We start from the raw sequence: 23,230 nt of genomic DNA, 5'->3' as shown, positions 1-23,230 counted from the left end.
CAGCGCTGAACGGCGTGATCGGATGATGAGATGTGCGTCCCGGCACCTGGGACCGCGCGTAGGATCTCCGGCATGACGCGGAACATCGATCTTGCAGTTGTGGCCGGCGACGGAATCGGGATCGAGGTCGTCGAGCAAGGGCTCGCAGTCCTCGACGCAGTCCTCGCGGGGTCCGATGTCTCGGTCACCACGACCGAGTTCAACCTCGGCGCCCAGCGCTGGCACACGACGGGCGAGACCCTCACCGACGAGGACCTCTCCGCGATCCGCGCTCACGACGCCATCCTCCTCGGGGCGATCGGTGACCCGTCGGTCCCGTCCGGCGTCCTCGAGCGCGGGCTGCTCCTCAAGCTCCGGTTCGCGCTCGACCACTACGTCAACCTCCGCCCCGGCAAGCTCTACCAGGGAGTGAAGTCGCCGCTGGCCGAGCCTGGCGAGATCGACTTCGTCGTCGTGCGCGAAGGCACCGAGGGTCCGTACGTCGGCAACGGCGGTGCCATCCGCGTCGGCACGCCGCACGAGGTCGCCAACGAGGTGAGCGTCAACACGGCGTTCGGTGTCGAGCGCGTCGTCCGCGACGCCTTCTCCCGTGCGCAGGCGCGGCCTCGCAAGCACCTCACCCTCGTCCACAAGCACAACGTCCTCGTCCACGCCGGCCACCTGTGGCGTCGCACGGTCGAGGCCGTCAACGCGGACTTCCCGGACGTGACGACCGACTACCTGCACGTCGACGCCGCGACGATCTTCCTCACGACGAACCCGTCGCGCTTCGACGTCATCGTCACGGACAACCTTTTCGGTGACATCCTCACCGACCAGGCTGCGGCGATCACGGGCGGTATCGGGCTGGCCGCGTCGGCCAACATCAACCCTGACCGGACCGCGCCGTCGATGTTCGAGCCCGTCCACGGCTCGGCGCCCGACATCGCGGGCCAGGGCAAGGCCGACCCGACGGCGACCGTCCTGTCCGTGAAGATGCTCCTCGACCACCTGGGACTCGCTGACGAGGCGCAGCGCGTCGAGACAGCCGTCGCCGCCGACCTCGCCGAGCGGGGGAGCCGAGTACGGTCGACGACCGAGGTCGGCACCGAGCTCGCTGACCGCGTGCGCGGCTAGAGCCTTCCTCGGTCGTCTTCACCGGTCTCCCGATCGAGAGACACCTTGCAGCGCAGGACCCACAACGGGGTCGGGCGTGGGAAAATGCAGGGGTCGCCAGGTGAAAGGCCTTTGAAATGAGCATCGCTCTCCCAGAATCGTCCACGACCGTCGACGACGTCGCCGCACGGTTCGAGATCCACCGCACGGACTCCCCCCTCTCTCCGGAGGCGCGGGCGTCGGCCATCGCCGCGCCGAAGTTCGGGACCGTGTTCACCGACCACATGGCTCGCGTCACGTGGTCGTCGGCCGACGGGTGGACCGACCGTCGCGTCGAGAAGTACGGCCCGCTCCTCCTCGACCCCGCCAGCGCCGTGCTGCACTACGGCCAGGAGATCTTCGAGGGCCTCAAGGCCTACCGTCACGACGACGGGAGCATCTGGGCCTTCCGTCCGGAGGCGAACGCCGCCCGTTTCGCACGTTCGGCGGAGCGGCTCGCCCTCCCCGTCCTGCCGTCCGACGACTTCATCGGTGCGGCCGCAGCGCTCGTCCGTACCGACGTCGAGTGGGTCCCGACGGGGGAGGAGACGAGCCTGTACCTGCGGCCGTTCATGTACGCGTCGGAAGCGTTCCTCGGCGTCCGTCCGTCTCTCGAGGCAGAGTTCCTCGTCATCGCGTCACCCGTGGGGCCGTACTTCGCCGGCGGCGTGAAGCCGGTGGCCATCTGGGTGGCGCAGGACTTCCACCGTGCGGGCGCGGGCGGCACGGGCGCGGCGAAGTGCGGCGGCAACTATGCCGCCAGCCTCCTGCCGCAGACGCAGGCGCACGAGAAGGGCTGCGAGCAGGTCTGCTTCCTCGACGCCTCGACGAACACTGCCATCGAAGAGCTCGGCGGCATGAACGTCTTCTTCGTCCGCGCCGACGGCTCGGTCGAGACCCCGGAGCTCACGGGGTCGATCCTCGAGGGCGTCACGCGGTCCTCGATCATCCAGCTCCTCACCGACCGTGGCCACGAGGTCGTCGAGCGCCGGATCCTTCTCTCGGAGGTCCGTGAAGGTCTGGCGGACGGCTCGTACTCCGAGGTGTTCGCGTGCGGGACCGCCGCCGTCATCACCCCGATCGGCCGCCTGGCCGGCGAGGAGTTCGATCTCACCATCGCCGACGGTGCCGCAGGCAGCGTGACGATGACGATCCGCGGCGAGCTCACCGACATCCAGAACGGCCGCGCCGCCGATCGGCACGGGTGGATGACACGGCTCGTCTGACCCGGGGGCCGCTCCTCTCCTGGACGACGACGGTCGGCCCACGCCATGGCGAGGGCCGACCGTCGCCGTCTCCGCCGACCTGTCAGGACGAGCGCCGCCTCATGACGCCAGACGACGGGTGAGCGGGAGGTGCGAGCGCGTGGCGAGGGCCGCGCCTCCGATCGCCAGGAGCGGCCCGGTGGACGCGAGGAGCGCAAGGAAGAGCCACGGGAGCTCGAGCTGCCACGTCCAGCCCATCCCGTCCGACTTCACGCGTTCTGCGAGCACGAGCACACCGCCGAAGAAGACTCCTGCACCGATCCCGAGGCCGGTCCCGACCACGGCGAGCACTCCCGCTTGGGCGCCGGCCAGCGCGCGTCGCGTGCGCGGAGATGCGCCGACGGCGGAGATCGTCGCGAGGTCGGGGCGGGACTCGGCTGCCGCGAGCCCGACGACGATCCACGTCGCCAGGACGCTCAGGAGCGCGGCACCGGCGATCGCGGCGACCAGCGGTCCGCTCGACGCGGAGTACGACGGGGTCGTCTCAGTCGACCACGCTTGGATCCCGGGGACTTCAGGAAGCGCCCACGACGGGTCTCCTGGCGTCCCGGTCAGGCGAGCCGTCGCAGGCACCACGAACCCGACCGGTGTACTCGTCCACCCGATCTGCTCGACGACACCGGGTGGCAGGATCAGCCTGTATCTCCACTCGCCCCACTGGTGGGCGACAGCCGGGACGACCACGGGCTCGTCCTCGCCCGGCACCGCGAGATGGGCGACGGTCGACCCGTCGGCGTCGGTCCGCAGGTCGCGTTCCGAGGCCACCACGACGTGCTCGCTCGCGAGCGCCTCGGCGGTCTCATCGGCGCCTGGCAGCGCCAGCGCGCGGGCCATGCCGCCGTCGTCCACGAGGACCGGACCCATCTCGGCGTCGGAGCTGAAGGGATTGTCGGTCCAGAGCTGGCCGCCGCACCGTGGGTCCGAGCCTTGCTGCTCCGCCCGGCACGCGTTCTCGGGTGGTCGGAGGACCTCGATGCGCTCGGCGGGGCTGCCGGGAGGCGGGACGGGCGCTCTCACCTCGATGATCGGAACGCCGCCGAGCGGGCCCACGAGCGCTTGGCGGTACGCCTCGACGCTCTCGAGCCAGGGGCGGGTGGAGGTCGCGGCACCTGTGCCCGGCACTGGTGGCGCGATGTCCACGATGAGCGTCCCGACCGCGGCGTCGGGCAGCTGGAAACGCTGCTCGCTCGCGTCCTGCGACGCCTGGAAGGTCAGTCCGGCTGCGGCGACCGTGGTCACGGCGATGATCGCCGCGAGCGCCGGAGCCGTCCGTGCACGGTGCCGGTCCGCGTCGCGCAGGGCGTACCGGAGCGACGGGGAGGTGCGGTGGGCTGCTCGTGCGAGGCGACCCACGAGGGAACCTGCGGTCCCGATGACACCGACCTGGAGCGCGAGGATCCCCAGGAGGAGCACCACGGTCCACCCGGCGAGGGCGCCGACGAACACGGCGACGACACCGATCGCGAGGCAGGCGAGCCCGGTGACGGGCATCCGGCGACGGCCGGGTATGACTGGGCGACGGCCGCTGAGGGCCGCGACGACGTCCGTCCGCGCCGCCTGCCGTGCCGGCCACCATGCCGCTGCAAGAGCGATCGCCGTCCCGGCGAGCGCCAGTGCACACAGCTCGGCGACGGGTATCGCGACGTCGGGCACGTAGATGTCCTGGGTCCGGAGCGCCGGGACGAGAGCCACGCCGAGGGCCGCGCCGAGCACAGTTCCGGCAAGAGCGCCGCCGCCGCCCACGACGAGGCCCGTCGCGAGGACGATCCGTCGGAGGTCTGCCGGCTCGCCACCTGTCGCAGCGATCAGGGCGAGGTTGCGCGTCTCGCGACGTGCCCCGACGACGAAGGCCGGACCGATGAGGAGGACGGCCTCGAGGAGGACCAGCGCCCCGATGATGACAAGGACAGCAACATCGGCGACGAGGGTGGTCGAGCCGACCCGGTAGGGGAGCATGTACGCGACCGACACCATGGACCCGGAGTGCGCGAGGCTCGCTTCGGGGGTGACGATGACGTCGCGGCTGAGCACCTCGACGCCGAGGGGGTAGAGCAGCTCGGCGTGCTCGCGCAGGACGGGAGCGTCGCCGGTGACGTACCAGGTGCTCGGGTTCGCGTCGTCGAAGGGCAGAACCAGAGGTGATCCGGGCAGGGCGACGAAGTCCACGGGGACTCCCGCCCCGACGCGGCCGATCCCGACCACGGTGAACGTCACGGGCGGTGTGGTCGGCACCGCTCCGTGCAGCGCTGGTCGGAGATCGACCGTGTCGCCGACGTCGAGGACTGCTGACCGTGCCATGTGGCCGCTGACGAGGATCTCGGACGCGTCGCGTGGAGCGCGGCCGCTCTCGAGGGCAGCCAGCGAGCTGAAGGTGTCGTCGGTGAGGTCGACCTCGGTGTAGCTCTTCGAGACCTGAGACCGGCGACCGTCGATGTAGTCGACGAGCGCGGTGCGGACGGGGAGGACCGTGCTCCCGGGCGGGAGCGCTGCCGTGAAGGCGGTGTCCATCTCGTCTGCGGTCCACGAGACGGGTTCGTCGACCCATTCGCACCAGGATTCGCCGACGCTCGACGGCTTGTACGGGAAGCCGTCGCACTCCATGGTCAGACGCGCCTGGATGTGCGGGCCGAGCGAGTCGCGGACGATGCTCGCGTCGCTCGGCTCGGTCGAGCGGAGGAGGACGAGCCCGGCGGACCCGGCGACGAGGGGCAGGGCGACGAGCGCGGCGACGAGTGCAGTCCGTCCACGGTGGCGGGTGGCGTCGCGGCGTGCGATCCGCACGGCGGCGCGCCACCGTGCTGCCCACCGCAGCGCGGTGGGCAGGGTGCGCCCGGTCATCCGCCGTGACCTGCCGCCCCGGCGAGGAGGGACTCGACGGACGCGAGCACCCCGGTCGAGTCGGTGACCCGGCCGTCGCGGAGGAAGACGGTGCGGTCCGCCCAGGCGGCGTAGCGCGCGTCGTGGGTGACCATGAGGCCGGCGGCACCGTCGTCGATCCGGGCGCGGAGGACCTGCATGATCTCCTCGCCGGCGACGGAGTCGAGTGCGCCGGTGGGCTCGTCGGCGAGGAGCAGACGGCGTGGACCGACGAGTGCGCGGGCGATCGCCACCCGCTGCTGCTGACCGCCGGAGAGCTGGTCGGGGAAGAGGTCGGCGATGTCGAGGGCGCCGGTCTCGGCGAGCGCCGCGAGCGACTCGACGCGTGCGACGTGGGGGCGCACACCGTCGAACTCCAGCGGCAGGGACACGTTCTCCACTGCGGTGAGCGCCGGCACGAGGTTGTAGTCCTGGAAGACGTAGCCGATGTGCGCACGACGCAGCTGAGCGCGCCGGGCGTTGGTCACACCGCCGAGGTCGTGGCCAGCGACGGTGATGTTGCCTGTGGTGAGGGTGTCGAGGCCTCCGGCGATGTTGAGGAGGGTGGACTTGCCGGAGCCGGAGGGTCCCATGACGGCGACGAGCTCACCGGCGCGGACCTGGAGGTTGAGGCCGCGCAGGGCGTGCACCTCGTGGGCGCCGCTCCCGTGGGTGCGGTGCGCGTCGGTGATGGTGAGGACGACGGGTCCGAGGTCGGCGCTCATCGGGCGGCTCCGGGAGCGGTGGTGCCTCGGGTCACGTGGGCGGGGAGGGGCGGCGTCGTGCTGGTGGTCGAGGTCGTGGTTGGTCGACCTTCGGCCGCGCGTGCCACCCGCGCCTCGACGTGGTCGAGCCAACGTGTCTCGGCCTCCATGCCGAAGATGAGGGAGTCGAGCACGAGCGACCAGGCGAGCTCGGCCTGGGGGGAGCCTGCCTCGCGGGCGGCGGTCAGCGCCTGGAGCGCGGCGGCCTCGTCCTGCTGCTGTGCTCGGGCCTTGCCCGTCCGAGGGGCCGGCGCCGTGTCACCGGTGCGGCGCGGGCGCGACTTGAGGCGTGTGAAGTCGCGGAGCGCACGCAGGCTCTCGGTGCGCTGCATCTGGACGATCGCGCGGACGTCGACCCCGGGCACCGTGACGGCCAGGGCGAGCTTGATCGCGAGCTCGTCGCGAGCGGGGGTGTCGCGCCGGACCGGCTCGGTCCACCAGGCGGTGACCTCGTCGCGGCCTGCGTCGGTGAGGGCGAAGCGTTCTGGAGCGCCTTCCTCGACGGGGAGCGCGTCGACGAGGCCGTCCCTCTGGAGGCGGGAGAGCGTGGTGTAGGCCTGTCCGATGTTCAGGGGCCATGTCCCTCCGGTGCGTGCCTCGAACTCTTGCTTGAGCTGGTAGCCGTGCATCGGGCCCTGGGAGAGGATCGCGAGCATTCCTTGTCGGACGGACATGACACCCCTGTGGTTACTCGGTAAGTACGCTGGTGAAGTCATGGTTACCGAGTAACTACAAGGTGTCAAGGCGTCTCTGTCGGCGAACGAGCGCCGAGTGCACCCGGGAGCGTGTGGCATGATGTGAGGCATGACACACATGAGCGCTTCGCAGCTCCTCATCACCTAGCGCGTCCGGTCACCTCCGGACGCGCAAACCTCCCGCACCCCCGGGGGGTTTTTTTGTTGCTGGACGACGACGCCACCCCTGCCGTCGATCCCGCACAATGCTCTGAGACCGTCTGTCCGCACCTGCACCACCGCACGGAAGAGAGTTCCCCGTGAGCTTCCACGTCTACGACACCACCCTGCGCGACGGCGCGCAGCAGGAAGGCATGAACCTGTCCGTCGCGGACAAGCTCGCCATCGCGCCGCTGCTCGACGAGCTCGGGGTCGGTTTCATCGAGGGAGGCTGGCCTGGTGCCGTCCCGAAGGACACGGACTTCTTCGCGCGGGCAGCCGGCGAGCTCACGCTGAAGAACGCCGTCCTCGCGGCGTTCGGCGCCACCCGCAAGGTGGGGCTCCGTGCCTCCGAGGACCCACAGGTCCTCGCGCTGCTCCACTCCGGCGCGCCGGTCGTCACCCTCGTCGCGAAGTCCGACGTCCGGCACGCCGAGCGGGCCCTGCGGACCACCGCCGAGGAGAACCTCGCGATGATCACCGACACCGTGGCGTTCCTCGTGGCCGAGGGGCGGCGCGTGGTCCTCGACGCCGAGCACTTCTTCGACGGCTACCGCTTCGACGCCGCCTACTCACGGAGTGCCGTGGTCGCAGCGTTCGAGGCCGGTGCCGAGGTCGTCACCCTCTGCGACACGAACGGCGGCATGCTCCCGCACTGGGTCACCGACATCGTCGGGGACGTGCGCGAGACAGTCGGCGGCGACGCGATCCTCGGCATGCACGCCCACAACGACAGCGGGTGCGCGGTCGCGAACACGCTCGCGGCCGTCGACGCGGGCTGCTCCCACGTCCAGGGGACGATCAACGGCTACGGCGAGCGCACCGGCAACGCCGATCTCATCACCGTCGTCGCCAACCTCGAGATCAAGCACGGGCGCACCCTGCTGGCCGGGGCGGGGCTCACCGAGGCGAGCCGCATCGCGCACGCCATCAGCGAGATCACCAACATCTCGCCCTACGCACGCCAGCCCTACGTCGGCGCGAGCGCGTTCGCCCACAAGGCCGGTCTCCACGCCTCCGCGATCAAGGTGGACCCCGACCTCTACCAGCACATCGACCCCCGGCTCGTCGGCAACGACATGCGCATGCTCATCTCCGACATGGCCGGTCGCGCGACCATCGAGCTCAAGGGCCGCGAGCTCGGATTCGACCTCTCCGGACAGGGCGAGGTCCTCACGCGCATCACCGCACGTGTCAAGGACGCCGAGGCCAACGGGTACACGTACGACGCCGCCGACGCCTCGTTCGAGCTGCTCCTCATCGAGGAGATGATGGGGGAGCGCCCCCAGTACTTCGACGTCGAGAGCTGGCGGGCCATCGTCGAGCGGCACGGCCACCGCGGGACGGACGCCATCGCCGAGGCGACGGTCAAGCTCAACGCCGGCGGCGAGCGCGTCGTGACGACCGGCGAGGGCAACGGGCCGGTCAACGCGCTCGACCAGGCCCTCCGGCTCGCACTCACGCGCATCTATCCCGAGATCGAGGAGTTCGAGCTCATCGACTTCAAGGTCCGCATCCTCGACCAGATGCACGGGACGGACGCCGTCACCCGCGTGCTCATCGAGACGACGGACGGGCAGACGAGCTGGTCCACCGTCGGGGTGGGGCCGAACATCCTCGAAGCCTCCTGGGAGGCGCTGACCGACTCGGCGATCTACGGGCTCATCCACGCCGGGGTCAACCCGCGCTGAGCGTCGCGCGGGGGTGAGCAACGGCATAGCCGTCGTCCGCTGACCGGACCCTCCGTCGCGCCTACGCTGAAGGTGTGAAAGGTGAATACAAGGTTCCTGGTGGCAAGCTCGTCGCGATCGATCTCGAGGTCGTCGACGAGGCGTTGAGCGACGTCGCGGTGAGCGGAGACTTCTTCCTCGAGCCCGACGACGCACTCCTGGACATCAACGGTGCGCTCGCGGGCATGCCCGTGTCGTCGTCCGTCGCCGTGCTCAGCGCCGCGATCACCCGCGCGCTGCGTCCCGACGCGACGCTCGTCGGCTTCAACGCCGAGGCGGTGGCGATCGCCGTGCGCCGCGCGCTCGGTCACGCGACCGGCTGGCACGACCACACCTTCGAGATCGTCCACGACGGTGCCCAGTCGCCCGCCATGCACATGGCGCTCGACCAGGCCATCAGCGAGTCCGTCGACGCCGGGACGCGCGGACCCACGCTGCGCATCTGGGAGTGGGGCGCACCCGCTGTCGTCATCGGCTCGTTCCAGTCCCTGAAGAACGAGGTCGACCCCGAGGGCGCCGAGAAGCACGGCATCACCGTGGTCCGCCGGATCTCGGGCGGTGGGGCGATGTTCATCGAGCCCGGCAACACGATCACGTACTCGCTCACCGTGCCCGCCTCCCTCGTCGAGGGCCTGAGCTTCGAGAGGTCCTACGCCTTCCTCGACGACTGGGTGCTCGGCGCGCTCGCCGACGTCGGCGTCGCGGCGACCTACCAGCCGCTCAACGACATCGCGTCGCCCGCCGGGAAGATCGCGGGCGCCGCGCAGAAGCGGTTCGTCGGCGGGGCGGTCCTGCACCACGTGACGATGGCGTACGACATCGATGCTGACAAGATGCTCGAGGTGCTGCGGATCGGCCGCGAGAAGATGAGCGACAAGGGCACGAAGAGCGCGAACAAGCGCGTCGACCCGGTCCGCTCGCAGACGGGCATGGCCCGGGCCGAGGTCATCGAGGCGTTCAAGGCGCACTTCCGGTCGCGCTACGCGACGACCGAGGGCGACGTGACGGAGGCCGAGCAGCAGCGTGCACGGGAGCTCGTCGAGACGAAGTTCTCGACGCCGGAGTGGACTGCCCGCGTCCCCTGACGGTCGAGGCTCGCCCTCGGGCGAGCCCCTGGTTCAGGTCCGCCGGACCTGAACGGCGAACGCGACGACGCCGACGAGAAGCTCTGCGAGCAGGAGCAGCGCCATGACCATCGCCGTGTCACGACCGAGCGCGAGGGCGATCGCCGCTGCGCCCGTGAGGGGGAGCGCGGTGATTCCCACGACCGCGAGCGTGGACGTGAGGACTGCGTCGTCGCGCTCGTCGCCCTGGGAGGTCCAGGCCCGTTCGGCGGTCGTGGTGCGGTCCGGGTGGCGTGCGGTGCGCCACAGTGTCAGACCGAACGCTGTCAGCGCTCCGAGACCGCCGACGAGGAACCCGTTCCCCATGTTCCCCGGCGCGTGCTCGCGCAGGTAGAGCCACCCGGGGACGATGATGACGATCCCGACGGCGACGACCAGGGCGGCGGCGAGCCGGAGGTGGGCTGGTGACTTAGTCGTCCACATGGAAGATCTCCTCGACGGTCGTGCGGAAGTGGCGCGCGATGGAGATGGCCAGCGGCAGCGAGGGGTCGTACCGACCAGTCTCGATCGCGTTGACCGTCTGGCGGGAGACCTGCAGGCTCGTGGCGAGGGCGGCCTGCGACAGGCCTTCCTGCAGGCGCAGGTCTCGGACGTCGTTGCGCATGGTTCTCCCGGCGCGTCAGTGTCAAGGGTCCTTGACAGGACTCAGCATGCCGGAGCCCGTCAGGGTGTGTCAAGCGTCCTTGACATGCCTGGCGGGTTCCGATCGGCTCGGCGGGGGATCAGCCCTGCGCGAGCATCTCGACGATGGTCTCGCGGGGCTCGGGCACGGCGGCGAAGTCGACGCGGGTGCCGTCGAACTGGTCCTCGCCCACCTCGAAGAGCTGCTCCGTCAACGGGCCGACGGCGTCCTCGTTCACCGCGACCGTCAACCAGATCGCGTGCTCCGCAGGCGCATCGGCCGGGACGAGTGCACGCGTCTCGGGCGACGCGAGGGCCGCCACGGTGAGCTCGACGAGCCGCTGGAGGTCGACCTGGGTCTGGGCGTCAGCGCCCGTCTCGCCGAGGTAGACGATCTCGGCGCGCAAGCGCTCGTTCTCGTCGTCCCAGACGTACGGCGCGGCGACGAGGCCGGCAGAGGGCTCGGGTGCGGCAGGGGCGGGAGGCGGTGTCGGAGACTTCGCGAGCGTGACGGCGGGCTCCTCGACCTCGGGCTCGACGACCTCGGGTACCGCAGGAGCCTCGTCGGTCCGCACGGAGAGCGGGATCGATACCCCGAGACGCTCCTGGAGGATCTCGACGCGGCGCAGGGCGAGGGGGCCCAGCGCCACGATTCCCGTGTGGACCTCGATCCGGACCCCGGCGTTCGTCGCGCCGGCGGGGATCGAGTGGCCGAACTCGCCCGCCTGAACAGCGTTCACCGTAGCGACGACCGACTCGGACAGCAGGTCAGCGGTGGCGCTGGCATCACGCCCGCTCGCGTCGAACGGGAGCGTCACGACGACAGCGTTGTCCTCTTCCGACCATCTCTCCGTCACACCCTCGGGGATCGGCACGGACGCAGGGCGACGGGAGAACGGCATCTTCATGGTCTGACGATGGCGCATGCACCCGGCGTGAGCAAATCCGCTCGACGGCTCAGCCCTGGGGCGGCCTCGCCCCGAAGACGGCCGTCCCGACCCGGACGATCGTCGCACCCGCGAGCACCGCCTCCTCGAGGTCGCGGCTCATGCCCATCGACAGGTCCGTCGCCTCGGACGTCCCGGCAGCGCCCGAGGCGCAGACCGTGTCCCGGATGTCCCGGAGGGTCTCGAACCCGGCACGCACCAGACGCCGGTCCGTCGTGTTCGTGCCGATCGTCATGAAGCCGCGCAGCCGCAGGCCGTCCAGGCCACCGACCGCCGCAGCGAGGTCGTTCGCTCCCTCGGGGGCGACGCCGGACTTCGTGCTCTCACCCGAGACGTTCACCTGCACGAGGACATCCAGCGGCGCAGGCAGCGCACCGGCCACGACGCGCCCCGAGAGCCGCTCGGCCAGAGCCCACGAGTCCACGCTCTCGACACACGCGCGCCCGTGCAGCGCGAGCGCGCGGAGCGCATGGTTGACCTTGTTCGACTGGAGAGGCCCGATGAGGTGCATCTCGAGGCCGAGGTCGGCGAGCTCGGTCGCCTTCGCCGTGAGCTCCTGGACGCGGTTCTCCCCGACGAGCAGTCGCGGGCTCGGGCCGGCCGTCGCCAGCCCGAGACCCTCGGCGACCTCGACCGCGCGCCGCACGAGCGCCGCAGGCTGGGTCTTCGCGGCGAGGAGCAGACGGACCTCGTCCGGCTCGCGCGAGGCTGCCGCGCACGCCGCAGCCACCCTGTCCTGGACGTGCGTGATCGTCCGAGCGAGATCGAGAGGCATGGACAGCATCGTAGTTCGCGGCCCCATGCGCCAGAATGTCCCGGTGATCACCGTCGACCATGAGGTCCGCGCGTCTCGCGCGTCCCGCGCAAGGCACGCCTGGCCCGCACTGGCCACCGCCGTCCTCGCGGTCGTGACCTTCGCGGCCTACCTCACGCTGTCCCTCGCGCGCTGGCACCGGTGGGCCAACCCGTCGTGGGATCTCGCGATCTTCCAGCAGGCCGTGCGCGGCTATGCAGAGCTCGGCGCTCCCGTCGTCACCATCAAGGGCGCTGACTTCAACCAGCTCGGCGACCACTTCTCCCCGTTGCTCGTCGTCCTCGCACCCTTCTACCGCCTCTTCCCGACGCCGGTGACGCTGCTCGTCGCCCAGTGCGTCCTCGTGGCGATCTCCGTCGTGCCCATCACGTGCGTCGCGCGCAGGGTCCTCGGCACATGGCCAGGGCTCGCCGTCGGCACCGCGTACGCCTTCTCCTGGGGCATCCAGTCCGCCGTCGACGTCCAGTTCCACGAGTACGCGCTCGCGGCGCCGCTCCTCGCGTTCGGCCTCGCGGCCTTCATCGACGGACGGTGGCGGGCGAGCGCGGTGTGGATCGTCCTCCTGCTCGGGGTCAAGGAGGACCTCGGGCTGACGGTCGCAGCGTTCGGTCTCGTGCTCTGGTTGCGCGGTCAGCGGCACCTCGGCGCGATCGTCGCCGCGACCGGAGCCGTGGGGATGGCGCTCGTCGTCGGCGTCATCGTCCCCGCGCTCAACCCGCACGGGCGCTATGACTACTGGGGTCGGCTGGAAGAGGCCGGCGCCGCGGAGCCGGTCGGCCTGCTCCCGTCGCTCGGACGCCTGCTCGGCGACCTCCTCGTCCCGGCGGTGAAGATCGAGATGCTCGGGCTGCTCGTGGTCGTCACCGCGCTCGTCGCGTTGCGCTCGCCGCTGACGCTCCTCGTCGTCCCGACGATCCTCTGGCGCTTCGCCGGGTCCGTGGAGTTCTACTGGGGGACGACGTGGCACTACTCGCTCATCCTCATGCCGATCCTCTTCGCGGCCGCGATCGACGGGCTGCGGTCCCTGCGCGAGTCGAGATGGGGGTTCCTGCGCCGGTACGCCCGCTGGGCGCCAGCCCTCATGGTTCTCGTCGCCGCCGTCCTGCTCCCACGCTTCCCGCTCGGGGACCTGTGGGAGCCCCGCACCTACGCGCGCAGCGACCGTGTGGCCGTCGCCGAGCGCGCCGTCGCGAGCATCCCCGAAGGGGCGACGGTCGCGAGCGACCTCGGGCTCATCCTCCAGCTCACGACGCACCGCGAGGTGTACTGGATCGCGGCAGTCCCCGAGGTCCCGCCGGAGTACGTCGCGCTCGACCTCACCGGATGGGGCGGCGACCCGCCCGAGGACGTCGAGGCCTACGCCGAGAGCGTGTACCCGGGTGCGAGCTACGAGGTGGTCTTCGAGGAGCGGGGCTACGTCGTCGCCGTGCGCGTCCCCTGACCCGCACGAGCAGTACGGTGCTCACATGAAGCCGCTGCTCAACATCATCTGGCTGGTCCTGTCAGGGTTCTGGCTCGCGGTCGGCTACACCATCGCCGGGGTGATCTGCTGCCTGCTCATCATCACGATCCCGTTCGGTATCGCCTCGTTCCGCCTCGCTGGCTACGCCCTGTGGCCCTTCGGTCGTGAGGTCGTCCAGGCGCCGGACGCCGGGATCATGTCCCTGCTCGGGAACATCGTCTGGCTGGTCGTCGCCGGATGGTGGCTCGCGATCGAGCACGTCGTGGCAGGCATCGCCCTCTGCGTGACGATCATCGGGATCCCGATGGGGATCGCCTGCTTCAAGATGGTGCCCCTCGCCCTCCTGCCGCTCGGACGGCAGATCGTCCCGAGCGGGCAGGGGCCACGCACCTGGTGAGAGCCTGCCGGACCGTCGTGGGTGCCGGACCGGCACGGACCGCTAGTCCCGAGCGACGGATGCCGTCGTCGCACCGGTGAGACGCACGAGGTCTGCCGGCGCGAGCCCGACGTCCAGCCCTCGGCGGCCGCCCGAGACGTAGACGGTCTCGAGGTCGAGGGCGGAGGCGTCCACGACGGTCCGGTGCGTGTGCCGCTGCCCGAGCGGCGAGATCCCGCCGACCACGTACCCGGTGGCTCGTTCGGCGACCTGCTGCTCGGCCATCGTCATCTTCTTGTGCCCGGTCTCGTGCGCGAGCGCCTTGAGGTCGAGCGACCGGTCCACCGGGACGACCGCCACGACGAGCTCCCCGTCGGCAGCGGCCATGAGCGTCTTGAACACGTGCGAAGGGTCCACACCGATCGCCTGCGCTGCCTCGAGGCCGTAGCCGAGGTCGCTGCTCGGGTCGTGATCGTAGGGATGGACGGTGTGCTCGACGCCCGCCGTGTCGAGTGCCACGAGCGCGGGTGTTCCGCCGTGCGGGTGCTTCCCTGCCTTCTTGGACATGTCAGCCACCGTAGCGCGTCGAGCGACGAGTGAGACATCGACCACATGTTCTGGTTGGATACCCGCATGCCTCTCTGCTCCCCGATCCACTTCCCCGACGCCGTCCCGACCTTCACCGCCGGAGACGTGACGATCCGGGCGCACCGCCCCGCCGACGTCCCCGGCATCGTCGAGCAGTGCACCGACCCGCTCTCCGTGCAGTGGACGACCGTGCCGATCCCGTACGACGCGGCGATGGGGGAGGGCTGGATCGGCGAGATGGTCCCGGAGGGCTGGCGCACCGGAGCCGAGCACACCTTCGCCATCGAGTCGACCCACCCGGACGGTGTTCGCCGCTTCAGCGGAAGCCTCTCGCTGCGCGACCGCAACGACCGCCGTGCGGAGATCGCGTTCGGCGCGCACCCCGCGATCCGCGGTCAGGGTGTCATGACTGCGGCTGCCAACCTCTTGCTCGACTACGGCTTCGAGGGCCTCGGCCTCGAGACGGTCGTCTGGTACGCCAACGCCGGCAACGCGGGATCGCGCCGGGTCGCCTGGAAGACCGGCTTCACCTTCGCCGGCACGATGCGTGCGTGGCTCGACCACCGCGGCGAGACCACGGACGCGTGGGTCGGCACGCTGCACCGCCTCGACACCCGCGAGCCACGTGCGCCGTGGGACGTGCCCGCGGACGCGTGACAGCCCCGGTCGTGGAGGAGACGGTCGCGGGGGCCTCGGCTACAGCGCGCTGACCTCGGTGACCTGCAGCACGACGGCCCCGGCCTCGTCGCTCGCGTCGAGGTCGACGACCGCGGTGATGCCCCAGTCGTGGTCGCCGTCCGGGTCGTCGAGGACCTGACGCACCGCCCACAGGCGGGGGTTGCCGTCGACGCCCTCGGTGATCGAGAGCATCTTCGGCGACCGTGCCTGCGGGCCGACGCCGATCGCGTCGTCGCCGTAGTGCTCGAACATCGGGTCGAGGGCGTCCGCCCACGTGTCGGCGTCCCAGCCGGACGCGCTGCCGTCCAGCGCGGCCAGCGCCGCGTACGCCTCGCGCGCCGCGAGCTCGACCCGGCGGAAGAGCGCGTTGCGCAGCAGCACGCGGAACGACCGGGCGTTGCCGGTGACCGGCCGGGCCGGGGCCTCCGCAGACGTCCCGCTCAGCGGACCGTCACCGGTGAGGGTGTCGGCGTCGTCGTCCACGGGGTTCGACAGGCGCTCCCACTCGTCGAGGAGGCTCGAGTCGACGCCGCGGACGAGCTCGCCGAGCCACTCCGTGATCTCCTCGACCTCCTCCGTGCGGTGCTCGGCCGCGACAGTCTGGCGCAGGGTCCGGTAGGCGTCGGCGAGGTATCTGAGCACGACGCCCTCGGTGCGGTCGAGCTGGTAGCGCGAGACGAACTCGGTGAAGGTCTGGGCGTTCTCGACCATGTCCCGGACCACCGACTTCGGCGACAGCTCCTGGTCGGCGATCCACGGGTTCGACTTCTTGTACGTGGCGAACGCGGCGCTCAGCAGCTCCTCGAGCGGCTTGGGCCAGCTCACGTCCTCGAGCGCGGCCATCCGTTCTTCGTAGTCGTAGCCCTCCGCCTTGAGCGCGCCGATCGCTTCGCCCCGTGCGGCGCGCTGCTGGCCGTAGAGGACCTGGCGAGGGTCGTCGAGCGTGGCCTCGATGACGGAGACGACGTCGAGAGCGTGCGTGGGCGACTCGGGCTCGAGGAGCTCCTGCGCCGCGAGCGCGAACGGGGAGAGCGGCTGGTTGAGGGCGAAGTCGCGGGGGAGGTCGACGGTGAGGCGGACCTGGTACCCGCCGGAGCCGTCCGAGACCTTCTCGACGATGCCGGCCTGTCGGAGCGACCGGTAGATGCGGAAGACCTGCCGCACGTGAGCGGCCTTCTGGCCCTCGGTGTCGTGGTTCGCGGTGAGCAGGTGGCGCATGGCCGCCACAGGGTCGCCGCCGGAGCCGGTGCTGCGTGCGAGCACGTTGAGGACCATCGCGTGGTTGACCGTGAAATGGCTCGTGAGCTGCTCGGGCTCGGCGTCGCGCAGGCGCTCGAAGGTCTTGTCCGTCCAGTTGACGGCACCCGCGGGCGCCTTCTTGCGGACGATCTTCTTGAGCTTCTTCGGGTCGTCCCCGGCCCGCTCCAGGAGCTTGCGGTTCTCGATGACGTGCTCGGGGGCCATGACGAGCACCTCCCCGACGGTGTCGTAGCCGGCGCGACCGGCGCGGCCGGCGATCTGGTGGAACTCGCGCGCCGAGAGATGACGCATGCGCTCGCCGTCGTACTTCACGAGGCTCGTGAGGAGCACGGTGCGGATCGGCACGTTGATCCCGACCCCCAGCGTGTCGGTACCGCAGACGACCTTGAGCAGGCCCTTCTGCGTGAGGCGTTCGACGACGCGTCGGTACTTGGGCAGCATCCCTGCGTGGTGGACGCCGATGCCGTGCCGAAGGAACTTGCTGAGCGACTTCCCGAAGCCGGAGCTGAAGCGGAAGTCGGCGAGCTCGGCGACGATCGCCTCCTTCTCGGGCTTCGTGGCGACGTTCATGCTCAAGAGCGACTGCGCCCGGTCGACCGCGTCCTTCTGAGTGAAGTGGACGACGTACACGGGGGCTCGGTGCGTGTGCACGAGCTCCTCGATGACGTCGGTGAGCGGCTCGACGACGTAGGTGAAGTTCAGGGGGACGGGCCGGTCGACGCTCGTCACCGTCGCGACGGGTCGCTCGGTCCGCTCCTCGAGGTCCTCGACGAAGGGTGTCGTGTCCCCGAGCGTCGCGGACATGAGGAGGTACTGGGCCTTGGGCAGCTCGAGCAGCGGCACCTGCCACGCCCACCCGCGCTGGGGGTCAGCGTAGAAGTGGAACTCGTCCATGACGACCTGGTCGACGTCGGCGTCGTTACCGTCACGCAGGGCGATGTTCGCGAGGATCTCGGCGGTGCAGCAGATGATCGGGGCGGTCGGGTTGACGGAGGAGTCCCCGGTCATCATCCCGACGTTCGCCGAGCCGAACGCGTCGACGAGCGCGAAGAACTTCTCGCTCACGAGCGCTTTGAGCGGGGCGGTGTAGAAGGAGCGCTTGCCCTCCGCGAGCGCGGTGAAGTGCGCGCCGATCGCGACGAGGGACTTCCCCGAGCCGGTCGGGGTGCTGAGGATGACGTGCGACCCGGAGACGAGCTCGATGAGCGCCTCGGACTGTGCGGGGTAGAGCGTCAGGCCGCGGTCCTGCGCCCAGGACGTGAATCCCTCGTAGAGCTCGTCCGGGTCCGGCGCGCCACCGTCCAGGGCAGGCGGGATGTGGTCGAGCAGGCTGATCTGGACGGGCGTGGAGGAGGTCACCCGGTCGATTCTCCCAGGTTCGCGGCGGGGCGCCTACGCCCGGGAGCCCCACTCGCCGGGAGGGCCGAGGAGGAGCAGCACGGTCATGACCGCGGCCACGGCGACGAGGAGGACGAGGAGGAAGAGGACCGGGTGGAGGAGCATCCACCGCAGCGTGCGGTCGACGCGGGTGCGGTCGCGGGGGTCGTCGGTCGCCGACGTGCGCCACGGCCCGTCGAGGAGCCCGCGCCGGTCCACGCCCAGGTCGAAGGGGATCGTCAGGTACGGGACCACCGCGGTGACGACGCCGAGCGCAGTCAGGCGCAGGCTCCACCGCTGGTTGAGCGCGACCACGACCACCGTCGCGGCGTAGGCGAGGAAGACGAAGCCGTGGACGGAGCCGGCGACCCGCACGGGGAGGTCCCCGCCGTCGAGGCCGTACTTGACGATCATCGCGGCGATGAGGAGTGTCCACGTCACCGCTTCGGCGACGGCGACGACGCGGAAGAAACGCTGCGGGGTCAGGCTCTGCGGCACGGGCTCTCCAAGGACTGGACGGAAGGGGGCTGTGTCCATTCTCTCCGGCGTCGGCTCCAGCTCTGGACCACCAGACGTCCTCTCGACATGGATGGACCCAGGACCTCGACGTCCACCCAGGCGCTGGACCGACGACCGCCCACGGGCGCGGCACCCGCGCTCGTGCCCTAGGATCCGAGGACGATTCTTGCGTGAGGGGCACACTGTGGACGATGTCAAGACCGGGGTCATCGACCCGCTGAGCAACGCTCTGTACTCGTACGTCCTCATCTACCTGCTCGTCGGAGCAGGGATCTGGTTCACTGTCCGCACGCGTGCCGTCCAGGTGCGGCTCGCGCGCCAGATCGTCAAGGTGGTGCTCGGCTCACGGGGCGACTCGGAGGGCGGCATCTCGTCCTTCCAGGCGTTCTGCGTCGGTCTCGCCTCCCGGGTGGGGACGGGCAACATCGTCGGCGTCGCGATCGCGCTGACGCTCGGCGGGCCCGGTGCCATCTTCTGGATGTGGGTCGTCGCGCTGCTCGGCATGGCGACCGCGTTCGTCGAGGCGACGCTCGGCCAGCTCTTCAAGGTGCGCAACGAGGACGGGAGCTTCCGGGGCGGGCCGGCGTACTACATCCAGACCGGTCTCGGTTCGCGACGCTTCGCCGTTCTCTTCGCGGTGCTCCTGATCTTCGCGTTCGGCTTCGCGTTCAACATGGTTCAGGCCAACACCATCGGCGACGCCCTCCTGACCGGACACGGGGTCAGCACGGCATGGACGGCTGTCGGTCTCATGGCGCTCGCTGCGCCCGTCCTCTTCGGCGGCGTCCGCCGGGTGGCGTCGGTGGCCGGTGTTCTGCTCCCGATCATGGCCGGCGCGTACGTGCTCCTCGCCCTCGTGGTCGTCGTGCTGAACGTCGGCGAGATCCCCGCAGTCCTCCGGCAGATCATCGAGAGCGCGTTCGGCCTCAACGAGGCCGTGGCGGGTACTGCCGGCGGGATCCTCGCCGCGATGCTCAACGGGGTCAAGCGCGGACTCTTCTCGAACGAGGCCGGGATGGGGAGCGCACCGAACACGGCCGCGACCGCCACCGTCGACCACCCGGTGAAGCAGGGGCTCGTCCAGTCCCTCGGCGTCTTCGTCGACACCATGATCGTCTGCTCTGCGACCGCGTTCATGATCCTCGTCGCCGGACCTGCCGTGTACGACCCGGGGACGACGACCGACGCCGTGGGCTCCGCACTGACGACGTCGGCGGTCGCCGCCTCGCTCGGCACATGGACCACCCCCGTCATGACGGTCCTCATCTTCGTGTTCGCCTTCTCCTCCGTCCTCGGCAACTACTCCTACGCCGAGGTGAACCTGTCCTTCCTGGGTGTCCACGGAGGCGGCCTGACGCTCCTGCGTGTGCTCGTCCTCGGCGCGGTCGGCGCAGGAGCGCTCCTCAGCCTCGAGGTCGTCTGGGCGCTCGCGGACGTCGCGATGGCGTTCATGGCGATCGTCAACCTCGTGGCCATCACGCTCCTCGGACGCTGGGCGCTCGGCGCCTTGCGGGACTACGAGAGCCAGGTCCAGGCGGGAGCGGCCGACGGCACGGGCCGCACCGGCCGGTTCGTCGCCACGGACAACCCACACATGCCGGGCGAGCTCCCAGGTGACATCTGGGCAGGTCGTGCCGTGGTCACGGAGAGGTGAGAGCCGCCGCGCACCGTGCCGGAGCGTACGGCCAGGGCTCGAGCTCCTGCCTCGAGGGCGCACGGTCGACGAACGTGACCAACCCGACACCTTCGCACGCCTGTCGTGGCCTCATCGGCAGGCCTTCCGCGCCGATCATGAGGCATGCCCTGGGTGGAGAGTGCTGACGGCGTGACCGCGCGTGTCGTCGCGTCCGGCCGGCCCCGCGCTCTCGACACGCCGACGCTCGACGCGGACGCGATCGCACGGTCCCTCGATGTCCTCGAGGATCAGCGGGACAGCGACCTCGCCACGATGCTCGAGCAGGCGCTCGTGCTCGAGGAGGCAGGGCGCGCGATCGGGAACGTCGAGCTCACGCTGCGCGCGCGTCTCGTCCGGGCCGACGCCGCCGAGCGCCAAGGTCAGCTCGCCGAGGCGACGCGGATCATGTGGCAGGTCCACGACTACGCGACGGACCACGGACGGCAGCGACTGCTTGCACGAAGCCACCTCGGCCTCTCGTGGGCGTTCCGCGACATCGGCGACCGCGCCTCCTACCTGGAGCACTCCGTCAAGGCCCTCGAGGCGCTCGACGACGAGGCGCCGCTACGGATGCGAGCGCGCTACCTCATGCGGCTCGCCGACGCGCTCGACGAGTCCGGCTCGGTCCTCGAGTCCCGCGTCCGCTACGAGCAGGCCGAGAGGTTCGCCGCCGACTCGGACGACGTCGTGCTGTGGTTGCGCTGCTTGAACAACCGCGCCTACGGCGAGTACTCCGCTGGAGACTTCGCGGAGGCCCAGGAGACGATCGACCGGTTGCTCGACGTGAGCTCACGTCACGGGATGCCGTTCCACCCGCACGTGTGGGACACCCTCGCCCGCGTGCAGATCGGCCGCGGCGACCATGCCGCTGCTGTGCGGAGCGCCCGCCGGGCGCTCGACGAGACCAGCGACCGTGCGACACCGGAGACCACGGCGGTCGCCGAGTTCCTGCTGACCCTCGCGACCGCGCTGCGTGGGCTCGGGGACCACGACGGCGCGCAGGAGACGCTCGACCGCTGCCGCGAGGTGAGCGACGCCCACGGCCTGCGGTACCGCGCGGCTCAGGTGGTGGAGGAGCAGGCAGAGATCCACGCCGCGCGCGGGGACTTCGAGAGCGCGTTCGTCGCCTACAAGCGCTTCCACGCGCTCGAGAACGAGCTCGTCTCCGAAGAGCGTGACGCACAGGCCCGGCTGCAGCAGGCCATGTTCGAGACCTCCGAGGCCCGGCAGGCGGCCGCACAGTTCAGGCACGAGTCGCTGCGCGACCCGCTCACGCAGCTCCTCAACAGGCGTCATGTCGACCAGGCGCTGCCCCGCCTGCTCGACGACGGGCGGGCGCGCGGGATGTACGTCGCCGCCGCGCTCATCGACCTCGACCACTTCAAGCGGGTCAACGACACGTTCTCCCACGCGGTCGGTGACGAGGTCCTCGTCCAGGTCGCCGCGCTCATCGACGAGCTCGCCGACAGCATCGCGCTCCCGGGCAGTGCGTTCGCGGCCCGGCTCGGCGGAGAGGAGTTCCTGCTCGCCGTCCAGGCGCCGGGCCGCGACGTCGCGGTCGCCTGCATCGAGGGTCTTCGTCGCGCGGTCGCGGACCGCGACTGGAGCGCGCTCACGGGGGAGGTGCCCGTGACCGTGAGCATCGGCGTGGCCACGTGCCGGGTCGACGACACCCAGGCGACGATCCTCGCGCGCGCCGACTCGCTCATGTACGCGGCGAAGCACGCCGGTCGCAACCGCGTGAGCATCGATCCGTCCGCCTGACGTGCAGCACCGCCGGCGCCGGAGGCTCAGTCTCCGGCACCGAGCTGCTCGCACACGGTGAGGATCCGGTCGCGGAGGCTGCTCGCCCTCTCGGCGAAGCCCCGCTGGCGGCGCGCATACTCGGCGCGGCCCTCGGGCGTCTCGATCCGGACAGCGCTCTCTCCGAGCCCGGACACGTCGTAGGGGGAGGCCTGCATGTCGAGGACGCGCACGTCGCGCGTCAGCTCGAAGCAGTCGAGCACGAGGTCGCCCGGCGCGGCCGGTCCGAGCTTCGACACCCACTTGTAGAGGTCCATCGTCGCGTGCAGGCACCCCGGTTGCTCGAGAGCGACCTGGGACTCTCGCGTGGGCTGCAGCCGGTTGAGCGGGCGCGCCTCCGGCGTGAAGAACCGGAAGGCGTCGAAGTGGGTGCAGCGGATCTGGTGCGCCTCGACGACGGCGTCGGTGCCCTCGGGGCCCAGACGCAGGGGGAGCGAGTGTCTCGTGCTCGCACCCTGGCGGTAGACCATCGCCCACTCGTGCAGGCCGAAGCACGCGAGGTTCGCCGGTCGAGCTCGCGTCGCAGAGAGCAGCGTGTGGACGTGGCGCACGGTCTCCCCGCGGTCGCTGAGGAAGGCACCCACGTCGAGCGTCACCGCCCCGTCGGGCAACCGGTGGTGCCAGCGCCACCCCGCACGCTCCGCGAGGTCCGGCCGCGGCGTCATGTCGTCCGCGAGCGCGAGCCCGGCGCCCGGGTGCCAGCGCCGCAGCTGCGCCGGTCGGGTGGAGTAGTACGTGAAGAGGAAGTCGTCGATCTCGTGGACCTCCCCGCTCTGGCGGCGCACGCGCCAGCCGGCGGTGAGGTCGTCCGCCCGGGCAGCGTGGGCGCCCGCTGCCGCGAGCCACTCCGGGACCCCGACACGGGTCGAGGCCGAGACGTCGGGCGAGGCGAGAGGGACCGAGGACTGCATCGTCCGAGCCTACGCGTGCCCTAGGAACGCCCCGCGCGGTACGCGGCGAGCAGGTGCTTCGGTGCCTTGAGGCACCACGAGTCCACGACGAGCTCCTCGAGCTCGTCCACCGGGACCCGGTCGAGGCGACCGAGCACGATCGCGTACCCGTCGAGGTGCCCGACGGTGAAGTAGACGGACGGGGCCCCAGCGAGGAGGGCCTCCTTCTCGCCGAGGTCCGAGACGTAGACCGCCACGATCGGCCCGTCCGGTGCCGAGTCGCCCAGCTCGTCCCGGTCGCGGGAGCGCAGCGGGCGCTCCCAGACGAACAGCCGGTCCGTCACGCGCCAGGCGGAAGATCCCCAGGCCGGGCGCTCCGTCGTCTCTGGCATCGCGAGTGCCAGCCGTCGGACGTCGTCCCAGGTCGCCATCGTCCGAGCCTAGGACGGTCACG

21 protein-coding genes are annotated in these 23,230 nt (G+C 70.8%); 9 read left to right on the top strand and 12 right to left on the bottom strand.

The window, feature by feature from the left end; genetic code table 11:
* Positions 1-72 precede the first annotated feature (72 nt).
* Together ABKW26_RS16885 and ABKW26_RS16880 are read left to right on the top strand one after the other, a co-directional pair.
* The gene (locus ABKW26_RS16885; RefSeq protein WP_348595149.1) at positions 73-1,116 is read left to right on the top strand and encodes a 3-isopropylmalate dehydrogenase; all 1,044 of its coding nucleotides are present in this window, start codon (positions 73-75) and stop codon (positions 1,114-1,116) included.
* Between the two features lie 116 nt (positions 1,117-1,232).
* Positions 1,233-2,360 (top strand): branched-chain amino acid aminotransferase, encoded by a 1,128-nt coding sequence (locus ABKW26_RS16880; protein ID WP_348595148.1) that lies wholly within the window; start codon positions 1,233-1,235, stop codon positions 2,358-2,360.
* A 99-nt stretch (positions 2,361-2,459) separates the two neighbouring features.
* Here ABKW26_RS16880 and ABKW26_RS16875 read toward each other — a convergent pair whose 3' ends face one another.
* The 3 genes from ABKW26_RS16875 to ABKW26_RS16865 are packed head-to-tail and all read right to left on the bottom strand — an operon-like array spanning position 2,460 to position 6,693.
* Complete coding sequence (locus ABKW26_RS16875; protein ID WP_348595147.1) at positions 2,460-5,237, bottom strand: ABC transporter permease; 2,778 nt, start codon at positions 5,235-5,237, stop codon at positions 2,460-2,462.
* A complete protein-coding gene (locus ABKW26_RS16870; protein ID WP_348595146.1) occupies positions 5,234-5,980 on the bottom strand; it encodes an ABC transporter ATP-binding protein in 747 nt (248 codons plus the stop codon). The genes ABKW26_RS16875 and ABKW26_RS16870 overlap by 4 nt, the downstream gene beginning before the upstream one ends.
* Complete coding sequence (locus ABKW26_RS16865; protein WP_348595144.1) at positions 5,977-6,693, bottom strand: PadR family transcriptional regulator; 717 nt, start codon at positions 6,691-6,693, stop codon at positions 5,977-5,979. Before ABKW26_RS16865 ends, ABKW26_RS16870 begins: the two co-directional genes overlap by 4 nt.
* A 320-nt stretch (positions 6,694-7,013) precedes the next feature.
* Here ABKW26_RS16865 and cimA point away from each other — a divergent pair, with 320 nt between their 5' ends.
* Together cimA and ABKW26_RS16855 are read left to right on the top strand one after the other, a co-directional pair.
* A complete protein-coding gene (cimA, locus tag ABKW26_RS16860; RefSeq protein ID WP_348595142.1) occupies positions 7,014-8,603 on the top strand; it encodes a citramalate synthase in 1,590 nt (529 codons plus the stop codon).
* 74 nt (positions 8,604-8,677) lie between these two features.
* Positions 8,678-9,727, top strand: coding sequence for a biotin/lipoate A/B protein ligase family protein (locus tag ABKW26_RS16855; protein WP_348595141.1), 1,050 nt, complete (start codon positions 8,678-8,680; stop codon positions 9,725-9,727).
* Between the two features lie 33 nt (positions 9,728-9,760).
* Here the strand turns inward: ABKW26_RS16855 and ABKW26_RS16850 are convergent, their stop codons facing one another.
* From ABKW26_RS16850 to ABKW26_RS16835, 4 genes are all read right to left on the bottom strand, one after another.
* Positions 9,761-10,189 (bottom strand): hypothetical protein, encoded by a 429-nt coding sequence (locus ABKW26_RS16850; protein WP_348595139.1) that lies wholly within the window; start codon positions 10,187-10,189, stop codon positions 9,761-9,763.
* Complete coding sequence (locus ABKW26_RS16845) at positions 10,176-10,370, bottom strand: helix-turn-helix transcriptional regulator (RefSeq protein WP_348595138.1); 195 nt, start codon at positions 10,368-10,370, stop codon at positions 10,176-10,178. The genes ABKW26_RS16850 and ABKW26_RS16845 overlap by 14 nt, the downstream gene beginning before the upstream one ends.
* A gap of 118 nt (positions 10,371-10,488) precedes the next feature.
* Entirely contained in the window at positions 10,489-11,295 is an 807-nt protein-coding gene (locus ABKW26_RS16840) for a hypothetical protein (RefSeq protein WP_348595137.1), read from the bottom strand.
* Between the two features lie 49 nt (positions 11,296-11,344).
* The gene (locus ABKW26_RS16835; RefSeq protein ID WP_348595136.1) at positions 11,345-12,109 is read right to left on the bottom strand and encodes a YggS family pyridoxal phosphate-dependent enzyme; all 765 of its coding nucleotides are present in this window, start codon (positions 12,107-12,109) and stop codon (positions 11,345-11,347) included.
* Between the two features lie 43 nt (positions 12,110-12,152).
* Between ABKW26_RS16835 and ABKW26_RS16830 the strand changes: the two genes are divergently transcribed.
* Both ABKW26_RS16830 and ABKW26_RS16825 read left to right on the top strand, forming a co-directional pair.
* Positions 12,153-13,589: a DUF2079 domain-containing protein gene (locus ABKW26_RS16830; RefSeq protein ID WP_348595135.1), complete on the top strand. Its 1,437-nt coding sequence runs from the start codon at positions 12,153-12,155 to the stop codon at positions 13,587-13,589.
* A 25-nt stretch (positions 13,590-13,614) separates the two neighbouring features.
* Positions 13,615-14,007 carry a YccF domain-containing protein gene (locus tag ABKW26_RS16825; protein ID WP_348595134.1) on the top strand — a complete coding sequence of 131 codons (393 nt, stop codon included), beginning with the start codon at positions 13,615-13,617 and terminating at the stop codon, positions 14,005-14,007.
* Between the two features lie 42 nt (positions 14,008-14,049).
* Here ABKW26_RS16825 and ybaK read toward each other — a convergent pair whose 3' ends face one another.
* Positions 14,050-14,553, bottom strand: a complete 504-nt coding sequence (gene ybaK / locus ABKW26_RS16820) for a Cys-tRNA(Pro) deacylase (protein ID WP_348595133.1) — start codon at positions 14,551-14,553, stop codon at positions 14,050-14,052.
* A gap of 66 nt (positions 14,554-14,619) precedes the next feature.
* Here ybaK and ABKW26_RS16815 point away from each other — a divergent pair, with 66 nt between their 5' ends.
* A complete protein-coding gene (locus ABKW26_RS16815; protein WP_348595132.1) occupies positions 14,620-15,231 on the top strand; it encodes a GNAT family N-acetyltransferase in 612 nt (203 codons plus the stop codon).
* Positions 15,232-15,270: 39 nt separating this feature from the next.
* Here the strand turns inward: ABKW26_RS16815 and ABKW26_RS16810 are convergent, their stop codons facing one another.
* Entirely contained in the window at positions 15,271-17,847 is a 2,577-nt protein-coding gene (locus ABKW26_RS16810) for a DUF3516 domain-containing protein (protein WP_348595160.1), read from the bottom strand.
* A gap of 57 nt (positions 17,848-17,904) precedes the next feature.
* Positions 17,905-18,387, bottom strand: a complete 483-nt coding sequence (locus ABKW26_RS16805; protein WP_348595131.1) for a DUF3817 domain-containing protein — start codon at positions 18,385-18,387, stop codon at positions 17,905-17,907.
* A gap of 205 nt (positions 18,388-18,592) precedes the next feature.
* Here ABKW26_RS16805 and ABKW26_RS16800 point away from each other — a divergent pair, with 205 nt between their 5' ends.
* Both ABKW26_RS16800 and ABKW26_RS16795 read left to right on the top strand, forming a co-directional pair.
* On the top strand, positions 18,593-20,062 hold the full coding sequence (locus ABKW26_RS16800) for an alanine/glycine:cation symporter family protein (protein WP_348595130.1): 1,470 nt from the start codon (positions 18,593-18,595) through the stop codon (positions 20,060-20,062).
* 171 nt (positions 20,063-20,233) lie between these two features.
* Positions 20,234-21,847 carry a GGDEF domain-containing protein gene (locus tag ABKW26_RS16795; protein ID WP_348595129.1) on the top strand — a complete coding sequence of 538 codons (1,614 nt, stop codon included), beginning with the start codon at positions 20,234-20,236 and terminating at the stop codon, positions 21,845-21,847.
* A gap of 26 nt (positions 21,848-21,873) precedes the next feature.
* On the opposite strand, the gene ABKW26_RS16790 is transcribed toward ABKW26_RS16795, so the two are convergent.
* Entirely contained in the window at positions 21,874-22,797 is a 924-nt protein-coding gene (locus ABKW26_RS16790) for a 3-methyladenine DNA glycosylase (RefSeq protein WP_348595128.1), read from the bottom strand.
* A 20-nt stretch (positions 22,798-22,817) separates the two neighbouring features.
* Positions 22,818-23,207, bottom strand: a complete 390-nt coding sequence (locus tag ABKW26_RS16785; protein ID WP_348595127.1) for an MmcQ/YjbR family DNA-binding protein — start codon at positions 23,205-23,207, stop codon at positions 22,818-22,820.
* Positions 23,208-23,230 lie beyond the last annotated feature (23 nt).

Source organism: Sanguibacter sp. 25GB23B1 (assembly GCF_040012415.1).
In the GTDB taxonomy this organism is placed as follows: Bacteria; Actinomycetota; Actinomycetes; order Actinomycetales; family Cellulomonadaceae; genus Sanguibacter.
Note: the sequence above shows the minus strand (reverse complement) of the source record. Positions and strands in the feature narration are given on the sequence as shown.